This is a genomic window from Acinetobacter sp. RG5, assembly GCF_031844265.1.
Lineage (GTDB): Bacteria > Pseudomonadota > Gammaproteobacteria > Pseudomonadales > Moraxellaceae > Acinetobacter.
Genome location: NZ_JAUZUV010000005.1, coordinates 145,462 through 170,595 on the forward strand (window position 1 = coordinate 145,462; position 25,134 = coordinate 170,595).

The window sequence follows — 25,134 nt, forward strand, 5'->3', positions numbered from 1 at the left end:
ACTCTTTAATTAAATCATCATCTAAAACGGCTTAAAGGCGCATTTCAATGCCTTGGGCTGCCATATAGGTTTTGGCTTCCGGAATGGTGTGCTGGCCAAAATGGAAAATTGAAGCTGCCAGTACCGCATCGGCACCCCCATGAATAATGCCGTCCGCCAAATGCTGTAAATTACCCACACCGCCAGAAGCAATGGTCGGTACCGTGACGCGGTCATTGATGGCGCGCATCAGGGCAATGTCGTAACCGGCTTTGGTGCCATCGGCATCCATCGAAGTAATCAGTAATTCACCTGCGCCGAAGTCAGCCATTTTCACGGCCCATTCAATCGCATCGATCCCGGTTTCCTTACGGCCACCGTGGGTGAAAATTTCCCATTTATGGTCACCGGTTTTTTTGGCATCGATCGCCACCACGATACATTGTGCGCCAAAGCGTTGAGACGCTTCCTGCACAAACTCAGGATTATAAATCGCAGCCGAGTTAATGCTGACTTTATCTGCGCCGGCATTGAGCAATAAACGGATATCTTCGACTTTACGGACACCACCACCTACAGTTAACGGTACGAATACAGATTCGGCCATACGCTCTACAGTACGATAAGTCGTGTCGCGTCCATGATGTGTAGCGGTAATATCAAGGAAAGTAATTTCATCGGCACCTTGTTCATTATAACGGCGCGCCACTTCGACCGGGTCACCCGCATCACGAATATCAAGGAACTGGACACCCTTGACCACGCGGCCGTTATCCACGTCCAGACAAGGAATAATACGTTTAGCTAGCATAAATTTTTCCAATTATTACAGCCGATTATGAAACTCACCCACGCAAGCGCTACACCTTGGCAGATGGAAACGGTATTCTAGCAAAATTATGTAAGTTTTTTCGCAGGTTTTCTATGTCGGTTTATACCACTTTGACTTTAAAGGAAGTTCAGGATTTTGCAGCGCCTTATGGTTTAAAGGCGATTGATCTGATTCCCATTCAAGGCGGTATTCAAAATACCAACTATTTTTTAGTCTGCGAAGATCAGCAATATGTGCTGACAGTATTTGAGGATATGGATGAGCAGGCGGCAGGTGAACTGGTTCCTGTGCTGGAACATCTGGGGCAGGCCGGATTAGCCGTTCCGGTGCCGTTATCGCATTCAGGTAAAGCCATTCATAGCATTAAAGATAAACCGGCACAGATTGCGCCGCGCCTGATGGGTGAACATCCGATGCCATCGACCGTTGCGCAAGTTGAAGCGATTGCCGCGGCACAGGCGAAAATGCATGTGGCATTGAAAGATTTCAAACTCGAACGTAATTTTGTCCGTGATCATGCCTATTGGCTGGCCGTGTCTCAAGAAATCAAACCGAGTTTAAGTCCGGCCGATAAAGTTTTACTTGGTAAATTACTAGGCTTATATGACGCGTTGACGGCGGTATATCCGGATCGTCCACGCGGTTTTATTCATTCGGATCTATTCCGCGACAATACCTTGTTTGAAGGCGATCAGTTGAATGGCATTCTGGATTTCTATGAGCTGAATAAAGATGAATGGTTGTTTGATATCGCCATTACGTTAAATGACTTCTGTACCGAATATCCTGACGTAATCTTAAACGAAGAAAAAGCGATTGCCTTTTTAAAAGCCTATGAAACGATTCGTTCTTTAACCAGTGATGAACGCGCCTGTCTGGAATTGTATCTGGCCATGGCGGCAGGACGGTTCTGGATGATGCGCCTGCAGGTGGCTCAGCGTAATGCAGCATTAGGCCGGACGGGCGAAGATATTTTGCAAAAAAATCCGGATGAAATGCGTAATATGCTGATTGAACGCTTAAAATTCGTCACCGCTTAAACAATCAAATCAACAGGGATAGGGAATATGCGCGATCAGGGACGCTTAGTGGAATGGTTTGATGACCAAGGCTATGGTTTTATCCAGCCCAGTGATCCGGCCAAAGATCGCGTATTTCTGCATATCAAGGACTTTGCCAAGCCTGGGCCACGTCCAATCGTGGGCTGTGCGCTGGATTATCTGGTCATTCTGGATGAACGCGGCCGTTATCGTGCGCAGCAGGTGATGTACCTGAAAGCAGTACAAGCCAAAAGTCTGCAAGCAAAATTCAAACCCTCCAAGCCACAGCAGACACAGAAATTACAGCCGATGCAGATTGCCTGTGTGGCCTATATTCTTTTACTGGTGGCTTTGACCTTGGGTGGTTTACTGAGTGGACTGGTGTTGTTGCTGGTCAGCCTGATGAATGCGCTCAGCTACTGGCTTTATGCCCAAGACAAAGAAGCGGCACAGCTGGGTAATCGCCGTATTCCGGAAAACACTCTGCATGTGGTGGCTTTCTTAGGCGGCTGGCCGGCAGCCTGGCTGGCACAGCAGAAATTACGGCATAAAACACAAAAACAACCTTTCCGGCAGATATATTTTTGTACCATAGCCTTTAACATCATTTTGATTATATGGCTGATTTCCCCGTTGAATAGTTTAAATATCTAGGGGAAGTACCAGGAGGGGACGTGAACTATTCCATTGATAAAGACTCAAACCGTACACTGACTTTTGCACTGTACATTTTATATATTGTGGCCATTTTTAGTGCTGGCCTGCTGGCTCTCGTGGCGCTAATCATTAACTATGTGAAACGGCGCGATGTGCGCGGTTCCATCTTTGAAAGCCATTTTACCTGGCAGATCCGCAGTTTCTGGTGGTATCTGTTCTGGAATATCGTCGCCTTTATTCCATTTTTCTTTTTGTTCTTTACCGGCGAAGATCCTAACCTGTTTGCAGGGGTCGCATTTGGCGCATCGGCGTTCTGTTTAGTGGTGGTGGTTTTGGCCTGGATCTGGATTGTGTATCGGGCGATTCGCGGCATCATGCGCTTAAATGACAATAGACCGATGTATAGCAAATAATTTTAGCCGTATTTCCTTAGAGAAAAAAATCCCCCTTTTTTAAGGGGGAGTTAGCGGAATTAAGAAAGATCTTGCTTTAATTCTTCTGTGGGTTCTTTTCTTAAAAACTTTGGTTTCCATTCACTGGCAATCACGCCAAGCACCACCATCAATCCACCGACTAGCGCGAGTGCAGGTAGCCGTTCTCCGGCCAGACGGCCAAACAGGGCTGCCCATACCGGTTCGCCGGCATAGATAATTGCTGCCTGTGATGGATCGACCATGCGCTGCGCCCAGTTCATCACCAGTTGGATCAAGGCACTGGCAATGCCTAAACCGACTAAAATTCCTGCCAGATGCCAGTGAAATCCAGGTAACTGAGATTCACCTAAAACAGGTGCGATCATGAAGCAGAACAGGGATGCAAAAATCAGTTGCAGCACCGTGACCCGGCGGACATTCACCTGCTCGGCAAAATGGCTGATAAAAATAATCTCCAGTGCAATCGCAATCGAACCGAGCAAAGTCAGGGTTTGCCCGAAACTGAGCTGAATCGCAGCAAAAACCATTTCCTGTCAAAAACACCAGACCGATAAAGGCAAACAGCGCTCCGATCCAGGTCATGACATGCGGTTTTTTACGGAACATGAGCCAGAGCAGGATCGGAACCAGCGGAACATACAAGGCCGTTAAAAAAGCCGACTCACTGCTGCTGATGGTCTGCAAACCCACAGTTTGGGTGCCGTAGCCAATGGCGATCATGATGCCAATCACCGCGCCAGCGAACACTTCTTTCAGGTTCATGCCTTTTAGCGACTTCAGTGAAATTAGGGTGACAGCAAGCGCTGCCGCAGCAAAGCGCAGGCCGACAAACATAATCGGACTGCTAAAGTTCAGCCCGTATTGCACAGTAATAAAACTGCCGCCCCAGATAATGGTGATCAGGATCAGGGCGAGTTGCGGTGCTTTTACCATCCAGCCGGAGTGATTTTTGGAAATAAGTGTAGACATGCCAGGAGATCAGAAAATTAAAAAAATAAAAAAGAGGTCCGAAGACCTCTTTTACAGCAGACTTAATTATAGCGCCTGTTGCTCATCTAGCAATAACTGTGCTTCACGCAAGCTTAATGTACCTTCGTAAATCGCACGGCCGGTAATTGCACCTAAAATACCCGGTTGATCTTTCAGGTTACGTACATCATCCAGATTGGTCACGCCGCCTGAAGCAATCACAGGCAAACCTGAGTATTGTGCCAGATTCACGGTTTGCTCAATATTCACACCCTGCATCATGCCATCACGCGCGATATCCGTATAGACAATGCTCGACACGCCCGCATCGGCAAAACGTTTCGCCAGGTCAGTAGCCTTGACATCAGTCACATTGGCCCAGCCATCTGTTGCCACCATACCATTCATGGCATCAATACCCACAATAATGTGGCCAGCAAATTTTTGACATGCTTCTTCAACAAATTCAGGATCCTGAACTGCTTTGGTGCCAATAATCACAAAAGAAACACCGGCTTGCAGATAATGCTCGATGGTTTCCAGAGAACGGATACCACCACCAATCTGGATCGGCAAATCAGGTTGAGATCGGACAATGGCTTCAACCACTGGCTTATGGATTGGTGTACCTGCGAAAGCACCGTTTAAATCTACTAAATGTAAGCGGCGAGCGCCTTCATTTACCCAATGCTGTGCTGTTGCGACCGGATCGTCTGAAAATACGGTATCGTCTTCCATACGACCTTGCTTTAAACGGACACATTTGCCATCTTTCAGGTCAATTGCAGGGATGATCAGCATGCTTTCGCTCCTTGCTTAATCTTTAGAATGAATTTGAGTGTATTCATCTTAGCAAATAAAGTCGAAATTTCTAACTCTTAAACGGTATGAATAAAGAAAACCTGTCCATAGATAGGTAGCAGTGAGGTCATTTATTTTAATGGTTTTAATGATCCGTCTCTTGAATGGAGATCAGATTTTCCACAACGGGTCGTGTACTGAGCTGGTCGATAATCGAAGCGGTAAGATCTGCTAAAGTCACAGCTCTCTCAACGAACGCGCTCAACACAGCTTTCATACGTACATCAAGTTGCTGTGACCAGCATCCTAATGAAGCACTTAAGCCGTCGATGAAGGACGGATTCTTAATTTTAATGAAGTATTGGGAATCTCTCTGGGTAATAAATCCCGACGTAGTAATTCTTCAAATACCAGCACTGGCGCGTAGGCATCTGCGGCTGCATAATCAATTTGTGCCGGGCTGAGCTTCTTGCTGGCCCAGTTCGAGGTACTAATCCGTTTGGATTTAGGAAAATTCAACTGAAACAATAACGCCATGGCATTTTTTAACCCGACCGGATTGTTTAAACCAAAAGCTTTAAAACATTTAGACAGTTCAATCACACTATTCAGTTCAATGCCTTTTTTACGGAACAGGTGCGCATCATTTTTCAGACCAAAGCCGACCTTGATCTGATCACGACTGGCAAAAATCGGTTTAAGAAAATCCCAGATTGCCGGGTTCATTTGAAATAAATAGGCTTTATCTAAAGTGGCCAGCTGAATCAGATGTGGCCCGGTAGAAACCTCACCAACTTTAAAGGTGGGCTTGGATTCAGAATCGAAACCCAGGACTGCACAGCTTTTTAGCTCCTGTTCAAGGGCATGACATTGTTCCAGACAATTAATCACCTGAATCTGTTGCATTGGAAGATTTTTAAATACAGGAAAAGTCTGAATTTGTTCCTTGCTTGGTAAAGCATCCAGCAGCTGTTGCATAAGCTTCAATCATTAAATGAATGCGTTCAGCTTAATCACTTTTGCTGTTCTAGGCAAAAATAAAGCCCATGAAGAATGGGCTTTATGCAAAATTTAACAAGGATTAATCAGTATGATAGCTACTCTGTTCGATCTGCGCCTGTTGAGCACGCTCAACATAATTCTGATAAGCAGGGACAGCAAAGGCTGCCAAAATAACTGCGAGTACCAGATACAGCACCACCAAAAGAGTTTCCCAGCCACGTGTGGTGCGTGGAGAACCATAGTCATTACTTTCGTTGTGACCGGGTGCCAATAACAGGTAAAGTGTAAAGACAAGGTTTACGACCGGCACAAAAATCAGTAAAGAAAGCCAGCCATTATGATTACGGTCATGTAAACGACGAATTAAAAAAATCACGCTAAAATAAATCGCAACGCCGTAGATCAAAACCAACATCACCATTAAAGGCATGGACATTTTACCATCTAAAGTCTCGGGACTCATTCCAGGCAAAATGAAAGCAGCAATGATTCCGATGATCATAAAGCAAAAACCAAGCAGCATATTCCATGCGATATAAGAACGTCGCCCAAAACGTCCTGATGCATTCCACCCCGAATCCTGAATTGTATTACTCATTATTTTTCCTTTGTTTTCATTAGATTTTTTATAAGTAAGTCTATGATAAAGGGATTTTTTATAAATGAAAAGTGTAAAAAACAATCAATAAAAAAGCTCGCAATTTGCGAGCTTTTTAGGCGAAAGGAAAATCAGATTTTCCAGTCCACAAAGTTTTTCAATAACTGCAAACCGGCGGTATGGCTCTTTTCCGGATGGAACTGGGTCGCAAACAGGTTTTCTTTATGAATTGCAGTACAGAACTCAATACCATAGGTACAAGTAGCTGCCACCAATTCTGAATCTTGTGGTTCTACATAGTAACTGTGCACAAAGTAAAAACGCGCGTCCTGTTCGATATTGTTCCACATCGGATGGTCAGGATCAGCCTGATGCACCTGGTTCCAGCCCATATGCGGCACTTTTAAACCCGCCATTTCCGGAAAATGCTTGACCGCACCTTCGAAAATACCCAGTGCATCGGTACCGCCATTTTCTTCCGAATGCTGCATCAAGGCTTGCATGCCGACACAAATGGCCAGTACCGGTTTGTTAAATACGGCATTACGTACCACTTCATCAATCCCGGCTTCGTGCATACCTTGCATGCAGTCACGCATCGCACCTACGCCCGGAAAGACAATCTTGTCTGCTTGCGCAATCAGTTTAGGATCATTGGTCACATCTACCGTGGCACCGACATGTTCTAATGCTTTTGCCGCAGAGTGCAAATTTCCCATGCCATAATCAAGAAGGGCAATACGGGTCATTACAGTGTACCTTTGGTTGAAGCTACCGTATTGGCAGCACGTGGATCCACTTCACAGGCCATACGCAGCGCACGCGCAAATGCTTTAAATACGCTTTCGATCTGGTGATGGCTGTTTTTGCCTTTCAGGTTGTCGATATGCACCGTCATCAAAGAATGGTTTACAAAGCCCTGGAAAAATTCAGAGAACAGGTCCACATCAAAACGGCCGATCATGGCACGGGTAAATGGAATATCCATAAACAGACCCGGACGGCCAGACAGATCTACCACGACACGGCTTAAAGACTCATCGAGTGGCGCATAGAAATGACCATAGCGTTTCAGGCCTTTTTTATCGCCCAATGCCTGTGCAAATGCCTGACCCAGCGTAATACCGCAGTCTTCCACAGTATGATGGTCATCGATTTCCAGATCGCCATCACAATGAATATCAATATCAAACAGGCCATGACGCTTGATTTGATCAATCATATGATCTAAAAAGGGAATACCCGTGTTTAAGGTGCCTTGACCAGTACCGTCGAGATTCAAACGAACTCGAATTTTGGTTTCGTTGGTATTTCTTACCACTTCACTGATACGATCTGTCATAGACACGTTCCTCAAATACGTCAAAATGATTGATGTAGAAAATATTTTCGCCGTGACGAAGTCACCGCATATTAGATTGCTCAGGAGGGTTTATCAATGCCTATCACCGTACATGCTTATACTTCTTTAGAAAATGACGAAGTGCGCAGCCAGCTTGAGCGACTGTATGACACGAGCCCTGAATTTAGTGACGGGGCAGATGCCATGGAACAACTAGAGCAAAACCTTGCACAGTATACCTCAGTTTATAGCGCAGAATTTAATAGCAAAATTATTGGGGCAATCTGGTGCACCGGACAGGGTGAAAGCCGGATTCTGGAAAATATTGTGGTGCATCCGGCCAATCGCGGTCGTGGCGTTGCAGAAAGGCTGGTGAGTGAGGTCTGCCGCATGGAAGAAGAAAAAGGCGTGAAAAACTTCGTGCCAGGCTGTGGGGCCATTCATCGCTGTCTGGCCAATCTGGAAAAAATCTGAAGATAGAGCAATATCAAGCAGCCATTAGGCTGCTTTTTTATGTAAATAAACGCTTAAATCTGTTTTATTACTGAGGTCTTTGGTAAAAACTGTTCGATTTATGACTCAAATTCACGCGAGTTGATGGAAAAGTAAACATTTAACGAAAATTATTCTCTCTGCTCTTGACGATTTACAGCTGAAACTGTTTAATACGCGACATCGGCGTGATAGCTCAGTAGGTAGAGCAACGGATTGAAAATCCGTGTGTCCCCAGTTCGATCCTGGGTCTCGCCACCATATTTTAAAACGATTTCAAAGTTTTCAATCCCTGATCCCATCAGGGATTTTTTTTAGGCCAAAAATCAGCCACTCAAATATTTTTTTCATAATTTTGATTGACTAATGAGGCCAGATACGGCTTAATACACCGCATCGGCGTGATAGCTCAGTAGGTAGAGCAACGGATTGAAAATCCGTGTGTCCCCAGTTCGATCCTGGGTCTCGCCACCATATTCAAAAAATCCTCAAACTTGGTTTGGGGATTTTTTTTGCCTGCACCAAAGCCAGATCAACATTATTCTTTTCTATTTTTCAGTTGTTTCAACTTCTTCTTTTTCGACGTTTCCTGCTTTTTTCTTCCTGATTGACCGTTTATCAAACTTAACAATAGACACGGGCATTATTTGTAAGATTTAGCTTTGACGCTTTCCCTTTTCCAAACGAGGGTGAAAATGATGAATCTCCTAACACCAATTAAACTCGGCTTTCTTACGGCCTGTACTGCTTTTAGCCTACCGATATTAAGCCATGCTGCGCCTGCTGCTGATTCTGTCGTCTTGCCGACTCTGACCGTCATGGCGGAACCGGAACTGCGCGCCGTGACTGAAAAAATGTTGCCTTATCAGGAGCAGAACAGCCAGCGTAAGGCCCTGCAAATGCGCCTGATGAAAATTGAACGTGAAATTCAAGCCTATAGCGTGGACGGCGACGTAGTGGCGAATATTGATGTGATGCGTGCACCTGCCGATCCTGATCTGGATAGCTTGCCTGTGGTGTTTCGCGAATATGTATTGGCCATCGCACAGGGCTTGCAGTCTTCAGACCCAAGAAATGGGGTATATGTACTGCTGCAACCTTTTGGAATTAACCGCGATGCCACCAATGTGAATATTGTTCGGGAACAATTCGATCCGAACCGGCTGAATCTGAGCCTGCCATTTAATTCCCCATAATGTGCGCCTGTCGGTCTAGATAATTTTGTTTAACAAGCTTATTCAAGCTGTCATGCAACGAGATCGACAAAATAGTGTTCTGGGAAAGGGTGGCTTTGTGAGAGGAGCAATTTCTGTCTAAGCTAGACATATTATTGGAAAAATCAAATGCCTTGAATTGTGTTTAAAAAATAAGCATAGTGGATGTAAATCAACAAGATCTGACTGACAGAGCTGGAGCGTATACATGCCGCGTGTTTTTATGATTGTAGCCGCTGTGACACTGGCAATTTTTATTGGGCTGTTTTATCAGAATTCGGTTCAGCAAAAACATCAGGCCGAGCTGCTCGAATATGAAACCGTGCTCGAAGAAAAAACCGAGAGCATTGCGCAGCAGGCACAGGACTGGTCTAAACCGATTCAGATTGAACTTGAAGATGACCGTCTGGATGGTGACTATGCCATCATGGCTGAGTTTATGCTGGGGCAATTGCGCGATAGTGCCGAGGAACGCAATCAGTATCTACGCGACTTAAAAGCCGCCAACTGGCAGAATTTTCTGAATATCGACCGCTTGGCCAAGGATCAGGCACAAGGCTATAAAGAAACTGAAGCCATGCTCAAGCAAGTCCATCAGATTGTGAACAGCTATCAGCAGAAAATCCAGCAGCGCGATGCCGAGCTGATCGACAAGGCACAACAACTGGATATTAAAAACCGTTATCGCCAGCAACTGAGCCTGACCCTGAAAGACAGTCAGCAAAATAGTAATGCACATGTCATTTTTGAAATTGAAAAACAGACGCTGGCCAAGGCTGATGCCTTATTTGCAGTACTGAAAAAGCATAAATGGCAAAAGAAAAATAACACCTTTATGTTCTATGACGATAAAGCCGTGCAAGAGTTTAATGCGCTGTATAAAGAAATGCTGCACTTGAATAAGCAGATGGAACGAGTGGCGACTGCCAACCAGAAAGCGGTTGAAAATAAGTTGTAACCTGACTTAGATGACAGGATTGCCATAGGACTGTCATTTGCTGTTCAAACTCGCTTGCTAAATTGAAGGGGTCGCACAGATCACGACATAACATTCAAGCAGGTGAGTCATGCAAACAATTCAGGTTTTTGCTGATATTCAGCAGGTGTACGGTGAGTTTGTCGCAAATAAAACAGATCCAAAATTAGAAAGGATGAATAACGGGGACAAGAACCGGTTGTTCTTGAATCAATATTTCACGCTGATCGAGGACTGGCACTATACCGAACAGATTGTGATTCAGTTCAATCAGCAGTATTTCAGTCTGGATCTGGGGAGCGCACCGGATTTTATGGATCAGGACAAATACATCAACTGGCTGAAGTCGGAACTGCTACATTAATCGAGTCGCCATATTCCTCATTGATATACAACCGAGCTGTCTGAATAGAGGCAGCTTTTTTATTTTTCTAGATCTGGTATTGATCTTGCTGTTGCATGCATCGGCACAGTACGAACAGGCGCTGATTCCAATTCCGATTTGAACAGGCTATGCTGAAACTTATTACCGCTGCCAAAAGAATGACAGGCGGAGCATGGATGATATGGAGGGCAAAAAATTATGCAACAGTTGAAATGTTATAAGGAACTTCCAGTCTGGACTCAGCAGAGTATTCCTCAGGGCTTCAAGAATCAGCACAATACCAAAGCGGGTACCTGGGCGAAACTGACAGTATTAAAAGGTGAGCTGCGTTTTGCCATGCTGGAAGAATCTGGCGCAGTGCAATCCGAGCATGTGTTTACACCAGAGCAGCAACCGCCATTTATTGAGCCTGAGGCCTGGCACAAAATTGTTTCTGCCAGTGAGAATATCGAATGCCAGCTGCGTTTTTACTGCCGGCCTGAGGATTACTTCATCAAGAAATATCAGTTAAATCCTACCCATTCTGAAGTGCTGGCAGCGATGCCCTATTTAAAAGGTGGCTGTGCGCTGGACGTCGGCTGTGGTACAGGCCGTAATGCGCTTTATTTGAGTCAGAACGGCTTTAATGTCGATGCCTGGGATGTTAACGAAAACAGTTTGCAGACTTTAAGACAGATTGTGCAGACCGAGCAGATTGATCATATGCAGGTACAGCGCCGCGACCTTAACACGGATACCAGCATTGCAGGCCAATATGACTTTATCTACTGTACTGTAGTGATGATGTTCCTTGAGGCGAAAACCATTCCACCGCTCATTGCACAGATGCAGCAGGCGACCGTGCCGGGTGGCTATAATTTGATTGTCTGTGCCATGGATACGCCAGATATTCCGGCACAAGCCGATTTTCCATTTGCTTTTCAGCCGGGAGAATTGCGAGGATATTATGAGGGCTGGAATATTGTGAAATACAATGAAGATATCGGTGAGCTGTATCGTGTCGATGAGCAGGGCCAGCGGATTAAGCAGCATTTTACCACGATGCTGGCGCAGAAGGCTGAATAGAAGATTGAGGATTTTTTTTAAATTATCGAATTTAAATGAAACCACCTAAAACAAAAAAAGATGTCAGGATGACATCTTTTTTTATGCTTAAAAAATCTTAAGCTGCTTTTTTAAACCAAGAGAACCAGCCTTTTTTCTCGGCTTTTACTTCTGCTTTTTCAGCAGCCGCGTCTTTGGTTTCTACTGCTTCAGTTTTTGCAGCTTCGACGTGTTGTTCTGCTGTAGCTTGAGCCGTTTCTACTTGAGTCGTCGCTTCTGTTTTTACTGCTTCAGCTTTAGTTTCAGTCGCTTGTTGAGTTGCAGCAACAGTCGCTTGAGTCGCTTCAACTTTCGCTTGTACAGGTGCAGCAGCTTCTTTGGCAACAGTTTGGGTTGTTTTAGTTACAACAGTTGCTGGCGCAACTTGAGCTTCAGTTGCCATTGCAGATGCAGAAGTCGCTACGATTGCAGTTGCGATCATTGTTTTAAGCATGTTCATATAAACCCTTTTAAGGAAATAGAAAAAAAGAGGCTTGATCATACGCATATAAAATTTAAGTAATTCATAAATAAGTTTTAAATGATTGAGAAATAAACCAATTTTACAAATAAATAACATTTATAAAAATTAAACATAATTTGGCTATAGAGGTGTTCTGATGGAAAAATAAACTAACTACCATTACTATAATCATTTAAATACATATTTTATAATTTGGGGTCTTTTTTGGATATTACGGAAAGTTTAAAAGAAATAATTAAAGAAAGTCCAACAGCTCCATTTCTTTTTATAGGCTCAGGATTCTCAAGACGTTATCTAGGCTTAGAAGATTGGAAAGGTTTACTAAGTCGATTTGGATCGAATTTACCTTCAGGATTTATCCGTTATATCAGTGAAAGTAACGGTGATCTAGCATTGGCAGCGGAAAAAATGGCAGAGCCATATTCTGATTATTGGTGGTCACTACCTGATTCACACATAATATCTAGTCAGGCGGATTGGTATGCTCATATATCTTCTCCATTAAGATATGATATTTGTAATTATCTAAAATCATTAGATATTCATGGCTTTGTTGCACAAAGATTTGAAATGCAAAGCGCCCCTAATTGAGCCAAATTTAAGGCGTAACTTGGGTAAGTGGTCGACCTAATTCCGTAAATCTGTTAAGGACTGCTACACGTGCATGGATCTCATTGACTTGGCTATCAAAACTCCTTGCACTGAGTTTATCTCCTAATAATTTGATGCAATGCATCTTAGTTTCAACCAAACTTCGCCGATGATAGCCTGACCATTTTTTCCATAGTGTCCTGCCTAAACGTTTAATTGTTCGAAGTAATTCATTTCGTTCTAGCGAGCTAATCTTTGTATCTTTCCATGGTTTCGCATTTTTTCTAGGTGGAATCACCGCATGCCCTTGCCGATCTGCAATGACCTGACGGCATTGCTTGGTGTCATAAGCTCCATCGGTATAAACAGAGTCAATCCGCTCATCTTGTGGAATCTGATCAAGTAAATCACCAAGCACTTGTGAATCACTGACATTATTGGTTGTAAGCTGAACTGCTCGTATTTGCAGGGTTTTGGCATCTATACCAATATGTAGTTTACGCCATTGGCGACGATATTCAGGTCCATGTTTCTTGCGCTTCCATTCGACCTCACCTAGAAACTTCATGCCTGTAGAGTCCATGAGTAGATGCAGCCCATCGCTACTTTTTTGGTAGCTGATTACAATATCAATATGCTTTTGTCTTCTACAAAGCGTGGTGTAATCTGGAGCTATCCAATTTAATCCGCAAAGTTTAATCAGACTTTGCACAAAGCCAGTGACCATACGTAAAGACAGACGGAATAAGGATTTAATCATTAAGCAGCATTGGATGGCTGCGTCGGAGTAGGTTTGATTTCGCCCTTGTTTACCGATGGACGGAGCATACCATTGCGTAGCAGGATCAAACCAAATGGCAATATTTCCGCGACTCATGAGTGCTCGGTTATATGCGGGCCAATTGGTTGTGCGGTAGATTTTGTGTGTAGGCTTCTTCATTTGAAAATTATATCGCTGAAAAAGCCTTTACAGATAGGTTTGTGCAACAAAGCTGATATTCATAAGAAAGAACTACTAGATGAATTAAATATTCTTACATCAAAGAAAACGATTATTGATGGAATTATTACGACAAATTGGGATTTACTTTTAGAGCATCTCTTTGAAGAAGAAAATTATAAAGTTTATGTAGGTCAAGGAAATTTGCTGTTTTCAAATCCTCAAAAAATAGCTGAAATTTATAAAATTCATGGATGTTGTACAGATCCAAAATCACTAGTTTTAACAAAAAATGATTATGAGGATTTTCATAAAAAGAATAGATATTTAGCAGCAAAGCTTCTCTCAATATTTTTAGAACATCCAATTATATTCATTGGTTATTCTATGAATGATGAAAATATAAGATCTATTTTATGTTCTATCTCAGAAATGATGTCAAATGATGAACATAGAGCTAAATTAGCAAATAATCTGATTTTTATTAGTTGGGAAAAGGGAGGAGAGGATTCTATTTCTAAAACACACTTTAGTTTTGTAGATAATATAAGTATTCCTATAACAGAAATTAGAACTGATAATTTTTCGAAAGTTTATTTAGCTCTACAAGGTAATGAACGTCAAATCCCTGCTTATATATTGCGTATTTTTAGAGAGCAATTTTATGAAATAGTTCAAGGTGCGGCACCAGATAAAAAATTATACTGTGCTACAAATGTTGAAGAAATCATGCAGGGAACAAATAAAATTGAGTTTGTTGCAGGTTTTGGTGTTGCTCAACAAGGATATAGTGAAGTTGGCTTAAAAGGTGTTAATTTCAAAATGATTCTATCGGATGCTATATATGGAGATATTGAGTTTGATAGAGCACAAATTTTAAATAATACACTTCCAGATATTTGCAAGTCAGCAGTTTATGTACCTATTCAAAGATTTATTAAAGCTGACCCAAATTATAAGCCTTTTAAAAATGCGCCTGAGAATTTTAAAAATTTATTTAATTTTAATGAAAGAACATTTATTTCTAAGATAGCTAATGGCTATAGAAAATCATATAGAGCGAAGAACCTTTCTTCATTAAGTATTCTTGAATTAATTAAAAATACTCAGTTTAGCGATTCAATTCGTGCTGACTATTTAGGTCAATATATTGTTGATAATAGCTCAGAGGAGAATCTAAGAATTTTATTAGATTATCTAAAAGAAAAATTCGAAGAAAGCTGGAATAATTCTAACTATAAGCGTTTAGTTTGTATTTATGATTGCTTAGTCAATAAAAAAGAAACCCCGCATTAAGCGGGGTTTCTTTTTATCTCGGTATTTAAGAATTAAACACGTTCGATAATGGTCGCAATACCTTGACCTAGGCCGATACACATCGTCGCAAGACCGATTTGCGTATCTTGCTGTTCCATTACGTTCAGCAATGTTGTTGTGATACGCGCACCAGAACAACCCAATGGGTGACCCAATGCAATCGCGCCACCGTTATGGTTCACGATGTCTTGCTTATCATAAATGCCTAAGCCTTTAAGAACAGATAGACCTTGTGCAGCAAAGGCTTCGTTCAATTCAAAAGTCTGAATATCAGCAATTGACAGGCCAGCACGTTTCAACGCTTTTTGCGTTGCTGGAACCGGACCATAACCCATGATCGCCGCATCACAGCCTGCAACCGCCATAGAGCGAATTACAGCGCGTGGCTTAAGACCTAAAGCTTGAGCACGTTCAGCAGACATCAACAACATTGCAGAAGCGCCATCAGACAAGGCTGATGAAGTCGCTGCAGTTACTGTACCGCCTTTCGGATCGAACACTGGACGCAAAGATTTGAACGATTCAAGGTTCGCATCTGGACGGATCACTTCATCGATATCACACAGGATTTTGTAGCCATCTGCATTATGACCTTCAATGCCGACGATCTCATTCTGGAACAGACCGTTTTCAGTCGCAGCCCAGGCACGGCGATGTGATTCCACACCAAACGCATCCTGTTCTTCACGGCTAATGCCGTTCATGCGACCCAGCATTTCCGCAGTCAAACCCATCATGTTCGATGCCTTGGCATAATGCTTTGATGCTTCCGGGTTCAGGTCGATGCCGTGCATCATACCCACATGGCCCATATGCTCAACACCACCGATGATGAAGATATCACCTTGGTTCGTTGCAATTTGCGCAGCCGCAGTGTGAATCGCCTGCATAGACGAACCACAAAGACGGTTCACCGTTTGACCTGCAACAGTCTTCGGCAGGTCTGCCAGTAATGCGATATTACGGGCAATGTTCATACCTTGTTCTAGGGTTTGGTTCACACAGCCCCAGATTACGTCTTCAACTTCATGCGGGTCGAATTCGTTACGTACCAAGAGGGCACGGACAAGCTCAGCAGACATCGAGTCGGCACGTACATTGCGGAACATACCGTTTTTGGTTTTACCCATTGCTGAACGTACGCCATCGACGATGACAACGTCACGTGGATTTAAAGTAGCCATTCACGTTGCTCCTTAACCGTAGAATTTTTTGTTGTTAGCAGCCATGTCACGCAACATTTCTGGCGCTTCATAAGCTTTACCAAGGTGCGCATACTTATTGCAAAGCGCAACATACTCAGCTACACCGGTTTGATCGATGTAACGGCATGGACCACCACGGAATGGCGGGAAACCAACACCCATGATCATCGCCATATCTGCTTCAGCAGCAGTCGCTACAATGTTGTCTTCCAGGCAACGAACTGTTTCGTTACAGAAAGCCAGCATCATACGGTCAATGATTTCCTGAGCGTCAAATTCACGTTTTTCCGAAGTTGCAACAGAGGCTACAAGCTCATACGCAGTCGGATCAACCACTTTGGCTTTTTTGCCTTTACGGTCAAGTTCATACTTGTAGAAACCAACGTCATTCTTTTGCCCCAGACGTTTGTTTTCGTACATGACTTGGATCGAGCCTTTGTAGTCAGGCTTCATGCGATCCGGGAAGCCTTCAGCCATCACTTCTGCACCGTGAACGCCAGTGTCGATACCGACCACGTCCATCAGGTAAGCAGGGCCCATAGGCCAGCCGAATTTTTCCATCACTTTATCGATTTGCTGGAAGTCAGCGCCATCTTTCAGCAACAGGTCAAATGCGCCGAAGTAAGGGAACAATACGCGGTTCACCAGGAAGCCCGGGCAGTCATTGACCACGATTGGTGTTTTACCCATCTTCTGAGCCAGAACGACTGTGGTTGCAATCGCTTCGTCAGAAGTCTTCGCACCACGAATCACTTCAACCAGTGGCATCATGTGTACCGGGTTAAAGAAGTGCATACCGACGAAGTTTTCAGGACGTTCCAGGTTTTCAGCCAGACGCGTGATTGAAATCGTAGAAGTGTTAGATGCAATGATCGTGTTGTCACGAACTTTCGCTTCAGTTTCTTTCAGTACGATACCTTTGACTTTTGGATTTTCAGTCACGGCTTCGATCACGATGTCCACTTCTTTAAACTCGTCATAGCTTAAAGTTGGACGGATGCGCGCAAGAGTTTCACCCATTTGAGCAGGCTTCATCTTCTTACGTTCAACTTGTTTGGTCAGTAAACCATTGGCTTCTTTCATACCCAAAGCAAGTTGCTGGTTACCGATGTCTTTCATGATGATCGGTGTGCCTTTGCTTGCCGCCTGGTAAGCAATACCACCACCCATGATACCCGCGCCTAAAACAGCCGCCTGGTTCACTGGATGCGCACCTTTTTCATAGCGCTTCGAGGTTTTTTTCACGATCTGGTCGTTCAGGAACAAACCGATCAAGGCACCTGCCTGAGGTGTTACCGCAGCTTTGGCAAAGCCTTCAGCTTCAGCTTTCAGCGCGTCATCACGATGCAGGCTCGCACCCGCTTGAAGAGAATCAAGCAGTAATTTTGGTGCAGGGTATTGAGCTGGATTCGCTTTTGCCAGAACCATGCCTTTCGATGAGTTAAACGCCATCATCTGTTCGATCGGGCTGAGTTTAACTGGATCGAGTTTTTCCTGACGCTTGGTTTTCCAGTCTAAACGGCCATGAATCGCCTGTTTTACCAGATCAAGTGCAGCATCTTGTAGCTTGTCAGCAGGAACGACAGCATCGACTGCGCCGTCTTTCAGTGCAGCAGCTGGCTTCTTAGGATTGGCCATTGCCATCCATTCTACCGCGTTGTCGATACCGATTAGACGGCTTAAACGAACTGTACCACCGAAGCCCGGGAAGATCCCCAGCTTGATTTCAGGCAGGCCCACTTGTGCCTGTTCTGACATGACACGGTAGTCACACACCAGGCACATTTCGAAACCGCCACCCAGTGCCATGCCATTAATGGCAGCCACTTTAGGAATGTCGAGGTCTTCGAAGCTGTTAAAAATTTCATGTACTGGCATTGCCCAGTCAACAATTGCTTGTTCACCCTGAGCAAAGTTGTCGCCGAATTCAGTGATATCAGCACCTACAATAAATGTAGATTTGCCTGAAGTCACAATCAGACCTTGAATATCGGCATGGGAGACGGCTTCGATAGCAGCCTTGAAATCTTCAATCGTTGCACGGTTGAATTTGTTAACGGACTCACCTTGTAAGTCAAAGCGGAATTCTGCAATCCCGTCCTCAAGCATTTGGACGGTAATGGCATTGCCAGCGTGGATCATGCCCTGATCTCCTTTATTTTGGAGGACTTCTAAGTTGATGTTGTGAAGCAAGTGCGCATGTCCCGCGCACTTTTTGACTTCGCTAATCTTACGATAACTATATCCAAAAAGAACATAACAAGTTGTATCAAGCCGTGACGCAATGGTCATCAATTTCTGCCGGATTGGTTCGAACCGCTATGACTTTTCCTTTCAGTTTTCTAAAACAAGATGAACCAAAGATTTTGTTTCAATTCATTATTTTTTATCAATCAGCCTGATAGATATGGAGCAGGGTGACTGATTTTCAAGGTGCATTTCTAGCGGAATTTTGTCAATTCAGTCAATTTCTATCCTTGAACTTGCCATTTTTAGCCTCGAAGTATGCTGAGCGCAGGGCTTTCAGGTCTTTGCTGATAGTATTTAATCAGCACAAATAACAGTGTATTAGATCATTTGAGTTACTGAACTTTTCTGATGAGATCGAAAATGGGAACGATCCTGTCGATGTGTGATTTAAAATAATTTCCATCCTGCCGGGTTGAATCCCTGTCATCTGCTATGGAATTGTTTATGATGATCATGCACCAAGATATGGGGGATATCGATGCACGTATTTCGTTCTAAAAAAGACTGGTGGCTGCTGGCTTTTGTGATTTGTATGAGTGGCCTGTTGCTGCAACTACTGCTGACCATGCAGGCCAAAGGCACTATGCAGCAATATCCGCTGCACACTGCGGTTTATGTCCTGACTATTATCATTTTATGGTGGCCGCTGTGGAGTACGCGCTATGTGATGGACAATGGGGTGTTGACCATAAAAAGCCTGTGGTTAAGCTGGAAGATTCCGTTAAGTGAAATCCAATCCATTCAGCCCACAGACCACTCTATCATTGCGCCAGCCTTATCTTTAAAGCGTCTGCGGATTGACTATACTGATGCGGGCGTGCAGAAATTTATATTGGTCTCACCCAAAGATCAGACCGCTTTTATGCAGGCACTCCAGCTAAATAAAACGGATATTGAGTCTGTATGATTTAAGCTTTTGCTTGCTCAGGCAGAACTACTAACTGTCCATCGACACAGTCCAGATGCAGACTGAATTGCTCAGGCTGGTTTAAAAAATACAGCGCCAGAATTGGCTCCAGTTCGGTACGCATCTTGCGCCCCAAATGCCGGGCGCCATAACGAATATCATGGTCCTGATAGAAATAGGCTTTGGCTGAAGCGCTTAAATGCACGCTGCGTTGCTGATGTTGCAAGCGCTTGTTCAGTTTATCCAGTTCAATTTCGACCAGACGTGGCAGCGCATCATGCTGTACCGCCTGATAATTTAGGCTGCGGTCAATCCGGTTCAGAAACTCGGGGTCGAATTTACGCTGCATGACTTTTTCAATGATGCGCTGGGTGGGAACGCGCTTCAGACACAGGGCCTGCATTTTCTCAGGCAGATAGCTGAGTTTTTCCAGATATTGCTGCGCCGCCTGTGCCCCGACATTGCTGGTCATAAAGATCATGCAGTTGCGAAAATCGATAGTTTTAGTGCCCGCTGTCAAGGTCAGCCGGCCAGTATCCAGCACGTTCATCAAGCCGCGAATCACTTCGTTACTGGCTTTTTCCAGCTCATCAAACAGCATGATGCTGGGACGGGTATGACTGCCGGCAATCGCAGTTTCATCAAACAGGCTGTGACCTTCCTTTGATCCCACATAACCGGGCGGTGCGCCGGTCAAAGCCGCCGCATAATGTTCCTGTGCCAGAGTATTCATATCAATCCGGCAAAAGGCATCCGGGCGGCCATAGATCGCATCGGCAATCAGACGCACGGTTTCTGTTTTACCGACGCCAGTAGGGCCCAGCATCAAGGTAACCGACAAAGGGCGATCCGGACTGGAAAAATCTGCGTTGACCACATGCAACATTTTTTCAATTTCATTCAGGGCTGCATCCTGCCCAATAATCCGTTCACGTAGCAGTTGCATTACCTTACTCGGCTCGAAATGAAAACGCGGTTTACCAATCAGGCGAGCACGTTCAGACGGGTGATGGGTGGAGGTGGAGGGTTGAACAATATGAATGCCCGATTGCTGCAGGGTCATGCGAATCATCTCAAAACTAGACTTTTTGAGCATAACAAAGTTAAAGGTTGAAACTTATAGCTTTTAACAATCAGTTTATGTCGTGAGGATTATAGGTTGGGGGGATAACCCGACAGGAACTTTAAGATTAAGTGGCAGCTTCAGGGAAATTTTGTGTTTTTGCTTGAAAATGACGCAACAATCATCACATATATCTGCAGATTGTAGGTGAAAAATAGGCTTTAGGTGAACGAAAACGCACGCCCCCATATTGAAAAAATCCTGGCGAATATGACCAGCCTGCCCGGGGTCTACCGGATGTATGGCAAAGACGGTGAATTATTGTATGTGGGTAAAGCCAAAAACCTGAAAAACCGGGTCTCCAGCTATTTTGTCAAAACGCTGGATCATCCCAAAACCCAGGCCTTGGTGGCACGGATTTATGATATCCAGACCCTGGTGGTACGTTCTGAAACTGAAGCCTTGTTGCTGGAACAGAACCTGATCAAGCTGCATCATCCACCGTATAACATCATGCTGCGTGATGACAAATCTTATGTCTATATTTTTGTTTCGGCAGATAAGCCCTATCCGCGTTTAGCCAGTGGGCGTGGCAAGGGCAAGCACCAGGTGGGCAAGTTTTTTGGACCTTATCCAAGTGCTTATACGGCGCGGGATACTTTGGTGGTGCTACAAAAACTGTTCAATGTGCGTTCCTGTGAAAACAGTTTTTTTGCCAACCGGACCCGTCCTTGTCTGCAATACCAGATCAAACGCTGCTCTGCGCCCTGTGTCGGATTTATTTCTCCGGAAGACTATAAGGCAGATGTCGATAACTCGATCCGCTTTTTGCAGGGCGATACCAAGGAGCTGAATCAGGAACTGATCACAAAAATGGAAGCGGCCGCTGAAGCGCTGGAATTTGAAAAAGCGGTGTTCTATCGTGACCGGATGGCGTTGTTAAGAGACGTACAGTCGCAGCAGGCGATCTATAAGCTCAAAGGTGAAGCCGATATCCTGTCGATTGCCTATCAGGCCGGGGTGACCTGTGTGCAGATCATGCATGTGCGCAATGGTAAAATGCTAGGTGGAAAAAGTTATTTCCCGGATATGCTTAGTGATGACCTAGGGCAGATGCTGGCCGATTTTATTGCCAATTTTTATTTTCAGGTGGCCGATGAAATCCCGGCTGAACTGATTGTCAATCTGGAAGTGGCTGACCGTAAAGAACTGGAAGCGGCACTGTCGCAGCATTTTGGCAAGAAAATCCAGATCAAGTCCAAAGTCCGCGAAACCCGCGCCGAATGGCTGGAACTGGCGCAGATGAATGTACAGCACGCGATTCAGGGCAAGCTGGCCAATCATATAGAATTAAATGAGCGTTTTCATCAGTTGGAGCAGGTGGTCGGCCGTCCTGTAGATCGGATTGAGTGCTTCGATATTTCGCATACTATGGGTGAAGATACCGTGGCCTCCTGTGTGGTCTTTGATAGTGGGGGCGCGCGCAAGCGCGACTATCGCCAGTTTTCCATTCATGATATTCAGGCAGGTGATGACTATGCCGCCATGCGTCAGGCGCTGACCCGTCGTTATAAGAAAGCCCTGTTACCGGACTTGCTGCTGATTGATGGTGGCAAGGGGCAATTGCATATGGCGATGGAAGTCATGCAGGAACTAGGCTTAGAGGCCTTTATGGTCGGTGTGTCCAAAGGTGAGGGACGTAAGCCCGGTCTGGAAACCCTGCACTTTACCGATGGCAGTAAAATTCAATTACCGGAGGATCATAAGGCGCTGCATCTGATTCAGCAGGTACGTGATGAAGCACACCGCTTTGCGATTACCAAGCATCGTGCTAAACGTGACAAGAAACGAGGTTCATCAGTGCTGGAAGTTATTCCGGGGCTCGGACCAAAACGCCGTCGGGATTTGCTGACCCATTTTGGCGGGATTCAGGGCGTACTGAAAGCCTCAGAAAGAGATCTGCAACTGGTGCCGGGACTGGGTTCAGTCATGGCGCGGATGATTTATAAAGTGCTGCATGAATAACTTGGGGTTCGAATGCAAGGGCAAAAATGCGCATTGACGCATGGGTCACGTGACATTCACAACCTGATGAATTTTGCCGAATATACTGAGCATCAAGACTTACTGAGGGATCAACATGTCTTTGCATGCACTTTATACACAAATTGCCGAACAGGAATGGGTAGAGTTTCCACAGGGATGGCTACAGGGGCGTACCCTGTATGGCGGTCTGGCTGCCGCGATGATGATGCAGAAAGCCGTCACTCACATCAATGATCCGGCCAAGCATTTACTCAGTTGCAGTGTGACCTTTGTTGGCCCGATTCAGCAAGCCAAAGTACGGTTGACGGCTGAAATCCTGCGGCAAGGCAAGTCAGTGACCACGATTGAAGTGCGCTTATGGCAGGACGACGCGGTGCAAAGTATTCTGATTGCCAGTTTTGGTATTTCCCGTGATTCAGAGATTCAGGTACAGCAACAAGTTCAGGCACCCGACTATGCTGCGCCAGAGCAGCTGTTTCAGATTCCTGTTGGCTATGGTATGCCAGACTGTTATGACCATTTCGAAGTAGCCTGGGCGGATGTCAATCTACCTTGTAGTGCCAGTCCTCGTCCGGACTTTGGTGGCTGGTGCCGGTTTCATCCTGAAAAGCATCACAACCGTGAATTTCTGGTCGCAGACCTGATGGCTATTTTTGATATCTGGCCACCTGGGGTGTTGCCGATGTTTAAAAACATGGCGCCTGCGAGTAGTCTGACCTGGACAGTGACCTATGTGCATCCGGTTCAACATCAATTGCATGATTGGTTTAAATATAAAGTATTTACCGACTATGCTGCGGATGGTTATGCGACGGAGCATGCCTATCTCTGGGATGCCGAAAATCGCCTGATTGCGATGGCAAGACAAACAGTGACGGTGTTTGCCTAGTGACACTGCAAGTCAATTCGTATAAAGTGAAGCCTATTAATGATGGATCAAACCTCTAAAAAAGTGTGCATTTTCATCGTACATGAGGGGAACAATTGGCGGTGTCTATGACTACAGGTCGTATCCTGAATATTCCAAATATCTTGACCTTGGCGCGTATCGCTCTTATTCCGGTATTTTTATTGGTGGCTTACTGGCCACCTGCAATGGGCTTTGATGCCCATAACCCCGACATGACGCGGCATATTATTTTGACCACGATTTTTGTGGTGGCTGCGGTAACGGACTGGTTTGATGGCTATCTGGCACGTACATTAAACCAGACTTCCGCTTTTGGGCGGTTTCTCGATCCGGTTGCAGATAAATTGATGGTCGCAGCTGCACTGATTGTATTGGTGCAATGGCAGCCTTCCATGTCGATGGCTTTTGCTGCGATTGTAATTATTTCGCGTGAAATTACCGTTTCAGCCCTGCGTGAATGGATGGCAGAACTCGGTGCGCGGACCAATGTTGCGGTTTCAACAGTGGGTAAATACAAAACCGCTTTTCAGATGATCGCTATCACCGTATTCCTGCTGAACTGGCCACCGCTAGAAATGCTGGCGTATGCCTTGCTATACACCGCAGTGGTACTCACTTTATGGTCGATGTTCATTTATCTGAAAGCGGCTTGGCCATATCTGAAACAGCCTTAATCGAAATGAAAAGAGAAGCTCCTTGAAAGGGGGCTTTTTTTATGCGCTTAAATTATCAAGCCAATCGGCAAATTGCAGGCAAAAAAATACCCAGTCTTTGGGGGAAGAACTGGGATGAAATCGGGGTATTTGTTGCTTATTATTATAGTTATTCAAAGATATCTCATCTTCTTAGGGCTCATTATAGAGAGACAGTTTTTTTTAATCATGTGGCTTCTTGTAGCAGAATGTTGTGTTTTGTGAATACTCTGTATATTGCTTTTACAATCCATTATTTTGATACAAATCTAAATGTTTTTCAGCAGGATAGTGACTGACTCGATAGACGAAATAGGATAAGTGAAAATCTGTTTTTTGTGCCCTAAATATTGGTTAGTAAGATTTGCTAGATTTAGTCAAAAAATCCCCTGAGATAGGGGATAGATTTATGCCTACGCGGACTTCATCTTTGTCTCGTGTAACAAAAGAAAAGCAGAGCTTTAATGTGAAAAGCTTCTGTATGGGGAGCTCTTTACATTCAAAACTACGTGCTTAGCTGGTCTTGAGTAATGTTTAGAACAACACATAAAAAAGAATCTCCAAAGTTGGAGATTCTTTTAGATTAAAGTCTACGCGGACTTCGTCCTTGTCTTACGTAAAAAAGAAAAGCAGTGCTTTCTTTTTTACTCAGGCTTCAGCCCTTCGGCTTTTTCTAGGGATGCATCATTGTTAAAGAACTTTTCACGCTGTTCTTCAAGAAACTTTTTCGCATCTGCTTCAAACACGTTCAAACGCTTTTCATTAATTAGCGTAGTCTGGTGTTTTAGCCATTCTTGCCAAGCCTGCTTAGACACGGTGTCAAACAATTCCTGACCCTTTGGCCCCGGGAATGGAGCAAAGTCTAAACCTTCCATGTCCGCCTGATACTTACGGCAAAAAACTTGTCGAGACATATCCATACTCC

At 44.5% G+C, this 25,134-nt stretch carries 26 protein-coding genes, 2 tRNA genes and 1 pseudogene; 16 read left to right on the top strand and 13 right to left on the bottom strand.

Features of this window, described 5'->3' with window-relative positions; genetic code table 11:
• Window positions 1-31: 31 nt before the first annotated feature.
• Window positions 32-790, bottom strand: coding sequence for an imidazole glycerol phosphate synthase subunit HisF (hisF, locus tag Q9R21_RS07440; RefSeq protein WP_311204041.1), 759 nt, complete (start codon window positions 788-790; stop codon window positions 32-34).
• A 113-nt stretch (window positions 791-903) separates the two neighbouring features.
• On the opposite strand from hisF, the gene Q9R21_RS07445 reads away from it, so the two are divergent.
• The 3 genes from Q9R21_RS07445 to Q9R21_RS07455 are packed head-to-tail and all read left to right on the top strand — an operon-like array spanning window position 904 to window position 2,921.
• The gene (locus tag Q9R21_RS07445; protein WP_311204042.1) at window positions 904-1,851 is read left to right on the top strand and encodes a homoserine kinase; all 948 of its coding nucleotides are present in this window, start codon (window positions 904-906) and stop codon (window positions 1,849-1,851) included.
• Window positions 1,852-1,878: 27 nt separating this feature from the next.
• Window positions 1,879-2,505, top strand: a complete 627-nt coding sequence (locus Q9R21_RS07450; protein ID WP_311204043.1) for a DUF1294 domain-containing protein — start codon at window positions 1,879-1,881, stop codon at window positions 2,503-2,505.
• 20 nt (window positions 2,506-2,525) lie between these two features.
• Window positions 2,526-2,921: a membrane protein gene (locus tag Q9R21_RS07455; protein WP_044111390.1), complete on the top strand. Its 396-nt coding sequence runs from the start codon at window positions 2,526-2,528 to the stop codon at window positions 2,919-2,921.
• 59 nt (window positions 2,922-2,980) lie between these two features.
• Here Q9R21_RS07455 and Q9R21_RS07460 read toward each other — a convergent pair.
• The 6 genes and pseudogenes from Q9R21_RS07460 to hisB form a co-directional block, all read right to left on the bottom strand.
• A pseudogene (locus Q9R21_RS07460) lies at window positions 2,981-3,911 on the bottom strand (DMT family transporter).
• Between the two features lie 66 nt (window positions 3,912-3,977).
• Window positions 3,978-4,712 (bottom strand): 1-(5-phosphoribosyl)-5-[(5-phosphoribosylamino)methylideneamino]imidazole-4-carboxamide isomerase, encoded by a 735-nt coding sequence (gene hisA / locus Q9R21_RS07465; protein ID WP_005095189.1) that lies wholly within the window; start codon window positions 4,710-4,712, stop codon window positions 3,978-3,980.
• A 318-nt stretch (window positions 4,713-5,030) separates the two neighbouring features.
• Window positions 5,031-5,690, bottom strand: a complete 660-nt coding sequence (locus tag Q9R21_RS07470; protein ID WP_311204044.1) for a 3'-5' exonuclease — start codon at window positions 5,688-5,690, stop codon at window positions 5,031-5,033.
• Window positions 5,691-5,793: 103 nt separating this feature from the next.
• The gene (locus tag Q9R21_RS07475) at window positions 5,794-6,312 is read right to left on the bottom strand and encodes a DUF805 domain-containing protein (RefSeq protein ID WP_311204045.1); all 519 of its coding nucleotides are present in this window, start codon (window positions 6,310-6,312) and stop codon (window positions 5,794-5,796) included.
• A gap of 131 nt (window positions 6,313-6,443) precedes the next feature.
• Window positions 6,444-7,061, bottom strand: a complete 618-nt coding sequence (gene hisH / locus Q9R21_RS07480; protein WP_311204046.1) for an imidazole glycerol phosphate synthase subunit HisH — start codon at window positions 7,059-7,061, stop codon at window positions 6,444-6,446.
• Window positions 7,061-7,654: an imidazoleglycerol-phosphate dehydratase HisB gene (hisB, locus tag Q9R21_RS07485; RefSeq protein WP_004729244.1), complete on the bottom strand. Its 594-nt coding sequence runs from the start codon at window positions 7,652-7,654 to the stop codon at window positions 7,061-7,063. The genes hisH and hisB overlap by 1 nt, the downstream gene beginning before the upstream one ends.
• A 96-nt stretch (window positions 7,655-7,750) precedes the next feature.
• Here hisB and Q9R21_RS07490 point away from each other — a divergent pair, with 96 nt between their 5' ends.
• The 7 genes from Q9R21_RS07490 to tehB all read left to right on the top strand — a co-directional run bounded on the left by Q9R21_RS07490 (window position 7,751) and on the right by tehB (window position 11,786).
• Entirely contained in the window at window positions 7,751-8,128 is a 378-nt protein-coding gene (locus tag Q9R21_RS07490; protein ID WP_004278652.1) for a GNAT family N-acetyltransferase, read from the top strand.
• 203 nt (window positions 8,129-8,331) lie between these two features.
• Window positions 8,332-8,407 (top strand) — tRNA-Phe (locus tag Q9R21_RS07495).
• A 137-nt stretch (window positions 8,408-8,544) separates the two neighbouring features.
• Window positions 8,545-8,620, top strand: a tRNA-Phe gene (locus Q9R21_RS07500).
• A 224-nt stretch (window positions 8,621-8,844) separates the two neighbouring features.
• Entirely contained in the window at window positions 8,845-9,342 is a 498-nt protein-coding gene (locus tag Q9R21_RS07505; protein WP_180181451.1) for a hypothetical protein, read from the top strand.
• A 226-nt stretch (window positions 9,343-9,568) separates the two neighbouring features.
• Window positions 9,569-10,318, top strand: a complete 750-nt coding sequence (locus Q9R21_RS07510; RefSeq protein WP_004729250.1) for a hypothetical protein — start codon at window positions 9,569-9,571, stop codon at window positions 10,316-10,318.
• A 109-nt stretch (window positions 10,319-10,427) separates the two neighbouring features.
• On the top strand, window positions 10,428-10,700 hold the full coding sequence (locus tag Q9R21_RS07515; RefSeq protein ID WP_071852129.1) for a hypothetical protein: 273 nt from the start codon (window positions 10,428-10,430) through the stop codon (window positions 10,698-10,700).
• Between the two features lie 219 nt (window positions 10,701-10,919).
• Complete coding sequence (tehB, locus tag Q9R21_RS07520; RefSeq protein WP_311204047.1) at window positions 10,920-11,786, top strand: SAM-dependent methyltransferase TehB; 867 nt, start codon at window positions 10,920-10,922, stop codon at window positions 11,784-11,786.
• A 97-nt stretch (window positions 11,787-11,883) separates the two neighbouring features.
• On the opposite strand, the gene Q9R21_RS07525 is transcribed toward tehB, so the two are convergent.
• Window positions 11,884-12,264, bottom strand: a complete 381-nt coding sequence (locus Q9R21_RS07525; RefSeq protein ID WP_311204048.1) for a hypothetical protein — start codon at window positions 12,262-12,264, stop codon at window positions 11,884-11,886.
• Between the two features lie 228 nt (window positions 12,265-12,492).
• Here Q9R21_RS07525 and Q9R21_RS07530 point away from each other — a divergent pair, with 228 nt between their 5' ends.
• Complete coding sequence (locus Q9R21_RS07530) at window positions 12,493-12,879, top strand: hypothetical protein (RefSeq protein ID WP_311204049.1); 387 nt, start codon at window positions 12,493-12,495, stop codon at window positions 12,877-12,879.
• A 7-nt stretch (window positions 12,880-12,886) separates the two neighbouring features.
• Here Q9R21_RS07530 and Q9R21_RS07535 read toward each other — a convergent pair whose 3' ends face one another.
• On the bottom strand, window positions 12,887-13,819 hold the full coding sequence (locus Q9R21_RS07535) for an IS5 family transposase (RefSeq protein WP_311204050.1): 933 nt from the start codon (window positions 13,817-13,819) through the stop codon (window positions 12,887-12,889).
• Between Q9R21_RS07535 and Q9R21_RS07540 the strand changes: the two genes are divergently transcribed.
• Window positions 13,820-15,115 (top strand): SIR2 family protein, encoded by a 1,296-nt coding sequence (locus Q9R21_RS07540; RefSeq protein WP_311204051.1) that lies wholly within the window; start codon window positions 13,820-13,822, stop codon window positions 15,113-15,115.
• 32 nt (window positions 15,116-15,147) lie between these two features.
• On the opposite strand, the gene fadA is transcribed toward Q9R21_RS07540, so the two are convergent.
• Entirely contained in the window at window positions 15,148-16,320 is a 1,173-nt protein-coding gene (gene fadA, locus Q9R21_RS07545; RefSeq protein ID WP_005108092.1) for an acetyl-CoA C-acyltransferase FadA, read from the bottom strand.
• 12 nt (window positions 16,321-16,332) lie between these two features.
• Window positions 16,333-18,483, bottom strand: a complete 2,151-nt coding sequence (gene fadB, locus Q9R21_RS07550; RefSeq protein ID WP_311204052.1) for a fatty acid oxidation complex subunit alpha FadB — start codon at window positions 18,481-18,483, stop codon at window positions 16,333-16,335.
• Between the two features lie 586 nt (window positions 18,484-19,069).
• Here fadB and Q9R21_RS07555 point away from each other — a divergent pair.
• Window positions 19,070-19,498, top strand: a complete 429-nt coding sequence (locus tag Q9R21_RS07555; protein ID WP_311204053.1) for a PH domain-containing protein — start codon at window positions 19,070-19,072, stop codon at window positions 19,496-19,498.
• 1 nt (window position 19,499) lies between these two features.
• Here Q9R21_RS07555 and Q9R21_RS07560 read toward each other — a convergent pair whose 3' ends face one another.
• On the bottom strand, window positions 19,500-20,561 hold the full coding sequence (locus tag Q9R21_RS07560; protein ID WP_311204054.1) for an AAA family ATPase: 1,062 nt from the start codon (window positions 20,559-20,561) through the stop codon (window positions 19,500-19,502).
• Between the two features lie 225 nt (window positions 20,562-20,786).
• Between Q9R21_RS07560 and uvrC the strand changes: the two genes are divergently transcribed.
• The 3 genes from uvrC (at window position 20,787) to pgsA (ending at window position 24,191) form a co-directional block, all read left to right on the top strand.
• On the top strand, window positions 20,787-22,586 hold the full coding sequence (gene uvrC / locus Q9R21_RS07565) for an excinuclease ABC subunit UvrC (protein WP_311204055.1): 1,800 nt from the start codon (window positions 20,787-20,789) through the stop codon (window positions 22,584-22,586).
• A gap of 115 nt (window positions 22,587-22,701) precedes the next feature.
• Complete coding sequence (locus Q9R21_RS07570) at window positions 22,702-23,496, top strand: thioesterase family protein (protein ID WP_311204056.1); 795 nt, start codon at window positions 22,702-22,704, stop codon at window positions 23,494-23,496.
• A 107-nt stretch (window positions 23,497-23,603) separates the two neighbouring features.
• Complete coding sequence (pgsA, locus tag Q9R21_RS07575) at window positions 23,604-24,191, top strand: CDP-diacylglycerol--glycerol-3-phosphate 3-phosphatidyltransferase (RefSeq protein ID WP_016806864.1); 588 nt, start codon at window positions 23,604-23,606, stop codon at window positions 24,189-24,191.
• A gap of 662 nt (window positions 24,192-24,853) precedes the next feature.
• On the opposite strand, the gene Q9R21_RS07580 is transcribed toward pgsA, so the two are convergent.
• Window positions 24,854-25,123, bottom strand: a complete 270-nt coding sequence (locus Q9R21_RS07580) for an oxidative damage protection protein (protein WP_004278636.1) — start codon at window positions 25,121-25,123, stop codon at window positions 24,854-24,856.
• Between the last annotated feature and the right edge of the window lie 11 nt (window positions 25,124-25,134).

Excerpts from the sequence above, each read along its gene's own strand:
- hisF (WP_311204041.1), bottom strand. The coding sequence starts at position 790 with ATGCTAGCTAAACGTATTATTCCTTGTCTGGACGTGGATAACGGCCGC.
- Q9R21_RS07445 (WP_311204042.1), top strand. The coding sequence starts at position 904 with ATGTCGGTTTATACCACTTTGACTTTAAAGGAAGTTCAGGATTTTGCA.
- Q9R21_RS07450 (WP_311204043.1), top strand. The coding sequence starts at position 1,879 with ATGCGCGATCAGGGACGCTTAGTGGAATGGTTTGATGACCAAGGCTAT.
- hisA (WP_005095189.1), bottom strand. The coding sequence starts at position 4,712 with ATGCTGATCATCCCTGCAATTGACCTGAAAGATGGCAAATGTGTCCGT.
- Q9R21_RS07470 (WP_311204044.1), bottom strand. The coding sequence starts at position 5,690 with ATGCAACAGCTGCTGGATGCTTTACCAAGCAAGGAACAAATTCAGACT.
- Q9R21_RS07475 (WP_311204045.1), bottom strand. The coding sequence starts at position 6,312 with ATGAGTAATACAATTCAGGATTCGGGGTGGAATGCATCAGGACGTTTT.
- hisH (WP_311204046.1), bottom strand. The coding sequence starts at position 7,061 with ATGACCCGTATTGCCCTTCTTGATTATGGCATGGGAAATTTGCACTCT.
- hisB (WP_004729244.1), bottom strand. The coding sequence starts at position 7,654 with ATGACAGATCGTATCAGTGAAGTGGTAAGAAATACCAACGAAACCAAA.
- Q9R21_RS07490 (WP_004278652.1), top strand. The coding sequence starts at position 7,751 with ATGCCTATCACCGTACATGCTTATACTTCTTTAGAAAATGACGAAGTG.
- Q9R21_RS07505 (WP_180181451.1), top strand. The coding sequence starts at position 8,845 with ATGAATCTCCTAACACCAATTAAACTCGGCTTTCTTACGGCCTGTACT.
- Q9R21_RS07510 (WP_004729250.1), top strand. The coding sequence starts at position 9,569 with ATGCCGCGTGTTTTTATGATTGTAGCCGCTGTGACACTGGCAATTTTT.
- Q9R21_RS07515 (WP_071852129.1), top strand. The coding sequence starts at position 10,428 with ATGCAAACAATTCAGGTTTTTGCTGATATTCAGCAGGTGTACGGTGAG.
- tehB (WP_311204047.1), top strand. The coding sequence starts at position 10,920 with ATGCAACAGTTGAAATGTTATAAGGAACTTCCAGTCTGGACTCAGCAG.
- Q9R21_RS07525 (WP_311204048.1), bottom strand. The coding sequence starts at position 12,264 with ATGAACATGCTTAAAACAATGATCGCAACTGCAATCGTAGCGACTTCT.
- Q9R21_RS07535 (WP_311204050.1), bottom strand. The coding sequence starts at position 13,819 with ATGAAGAAGCCTACACACAAAATCTACCGCACAACCAATTGGCCCGCA.
- fadA (WP_005108092.1), bottom strand. The coding sequence starts at position 16,320 with ATGGCTACTTTAAATCCACGTGACGTTGTCATCGTCGATGGCGTACGT.
- fadB (WP_311204052.1), bottom strand. The coding sequence starts at position 18,483 with ATGATCCACGCTGGCAATGCCATTACCGTCCAAATGCTTGAGGACGGG.
- Q9R21_RS07555 (WP_311204053.1), top strand. The coding sequence starts at position 19,070 with ATGCACGTATTTCGTTCTAAAAAAGACTGGTGGCTGCTGGCTTTTGTG.
- Q9R21_RS07560 (WP_311204054.1), bottom strand. The coding sequence starts at position 20,561 with ATGACCCTGCAGCAATCGGGCATTCATATTGTTCAACCCTCCACCTCC.
- Q9R21_RS07570 (WP_311204056.1), top strand. The coding sequence starts at position 22,702 with ATGTCTTTGCATGCACTTTATACACAAATTGCCGAACAGGAATGGGTA.
- pgsA (WP_016806864.1), top strand. The coding sequence starts at position 23,604 with ATGACTACAGGTCGTATCCTGAATATTCCAAATATCTTGACCTTGGCG.
- Q9R21_RS07580 (WP_004278636.1), bottom strand. The coding sequence starts at position 25,123 with ATGTCTCGACAAGTTTTTTGCCGTAAGTATCAGGCGGACATGGAAGGT.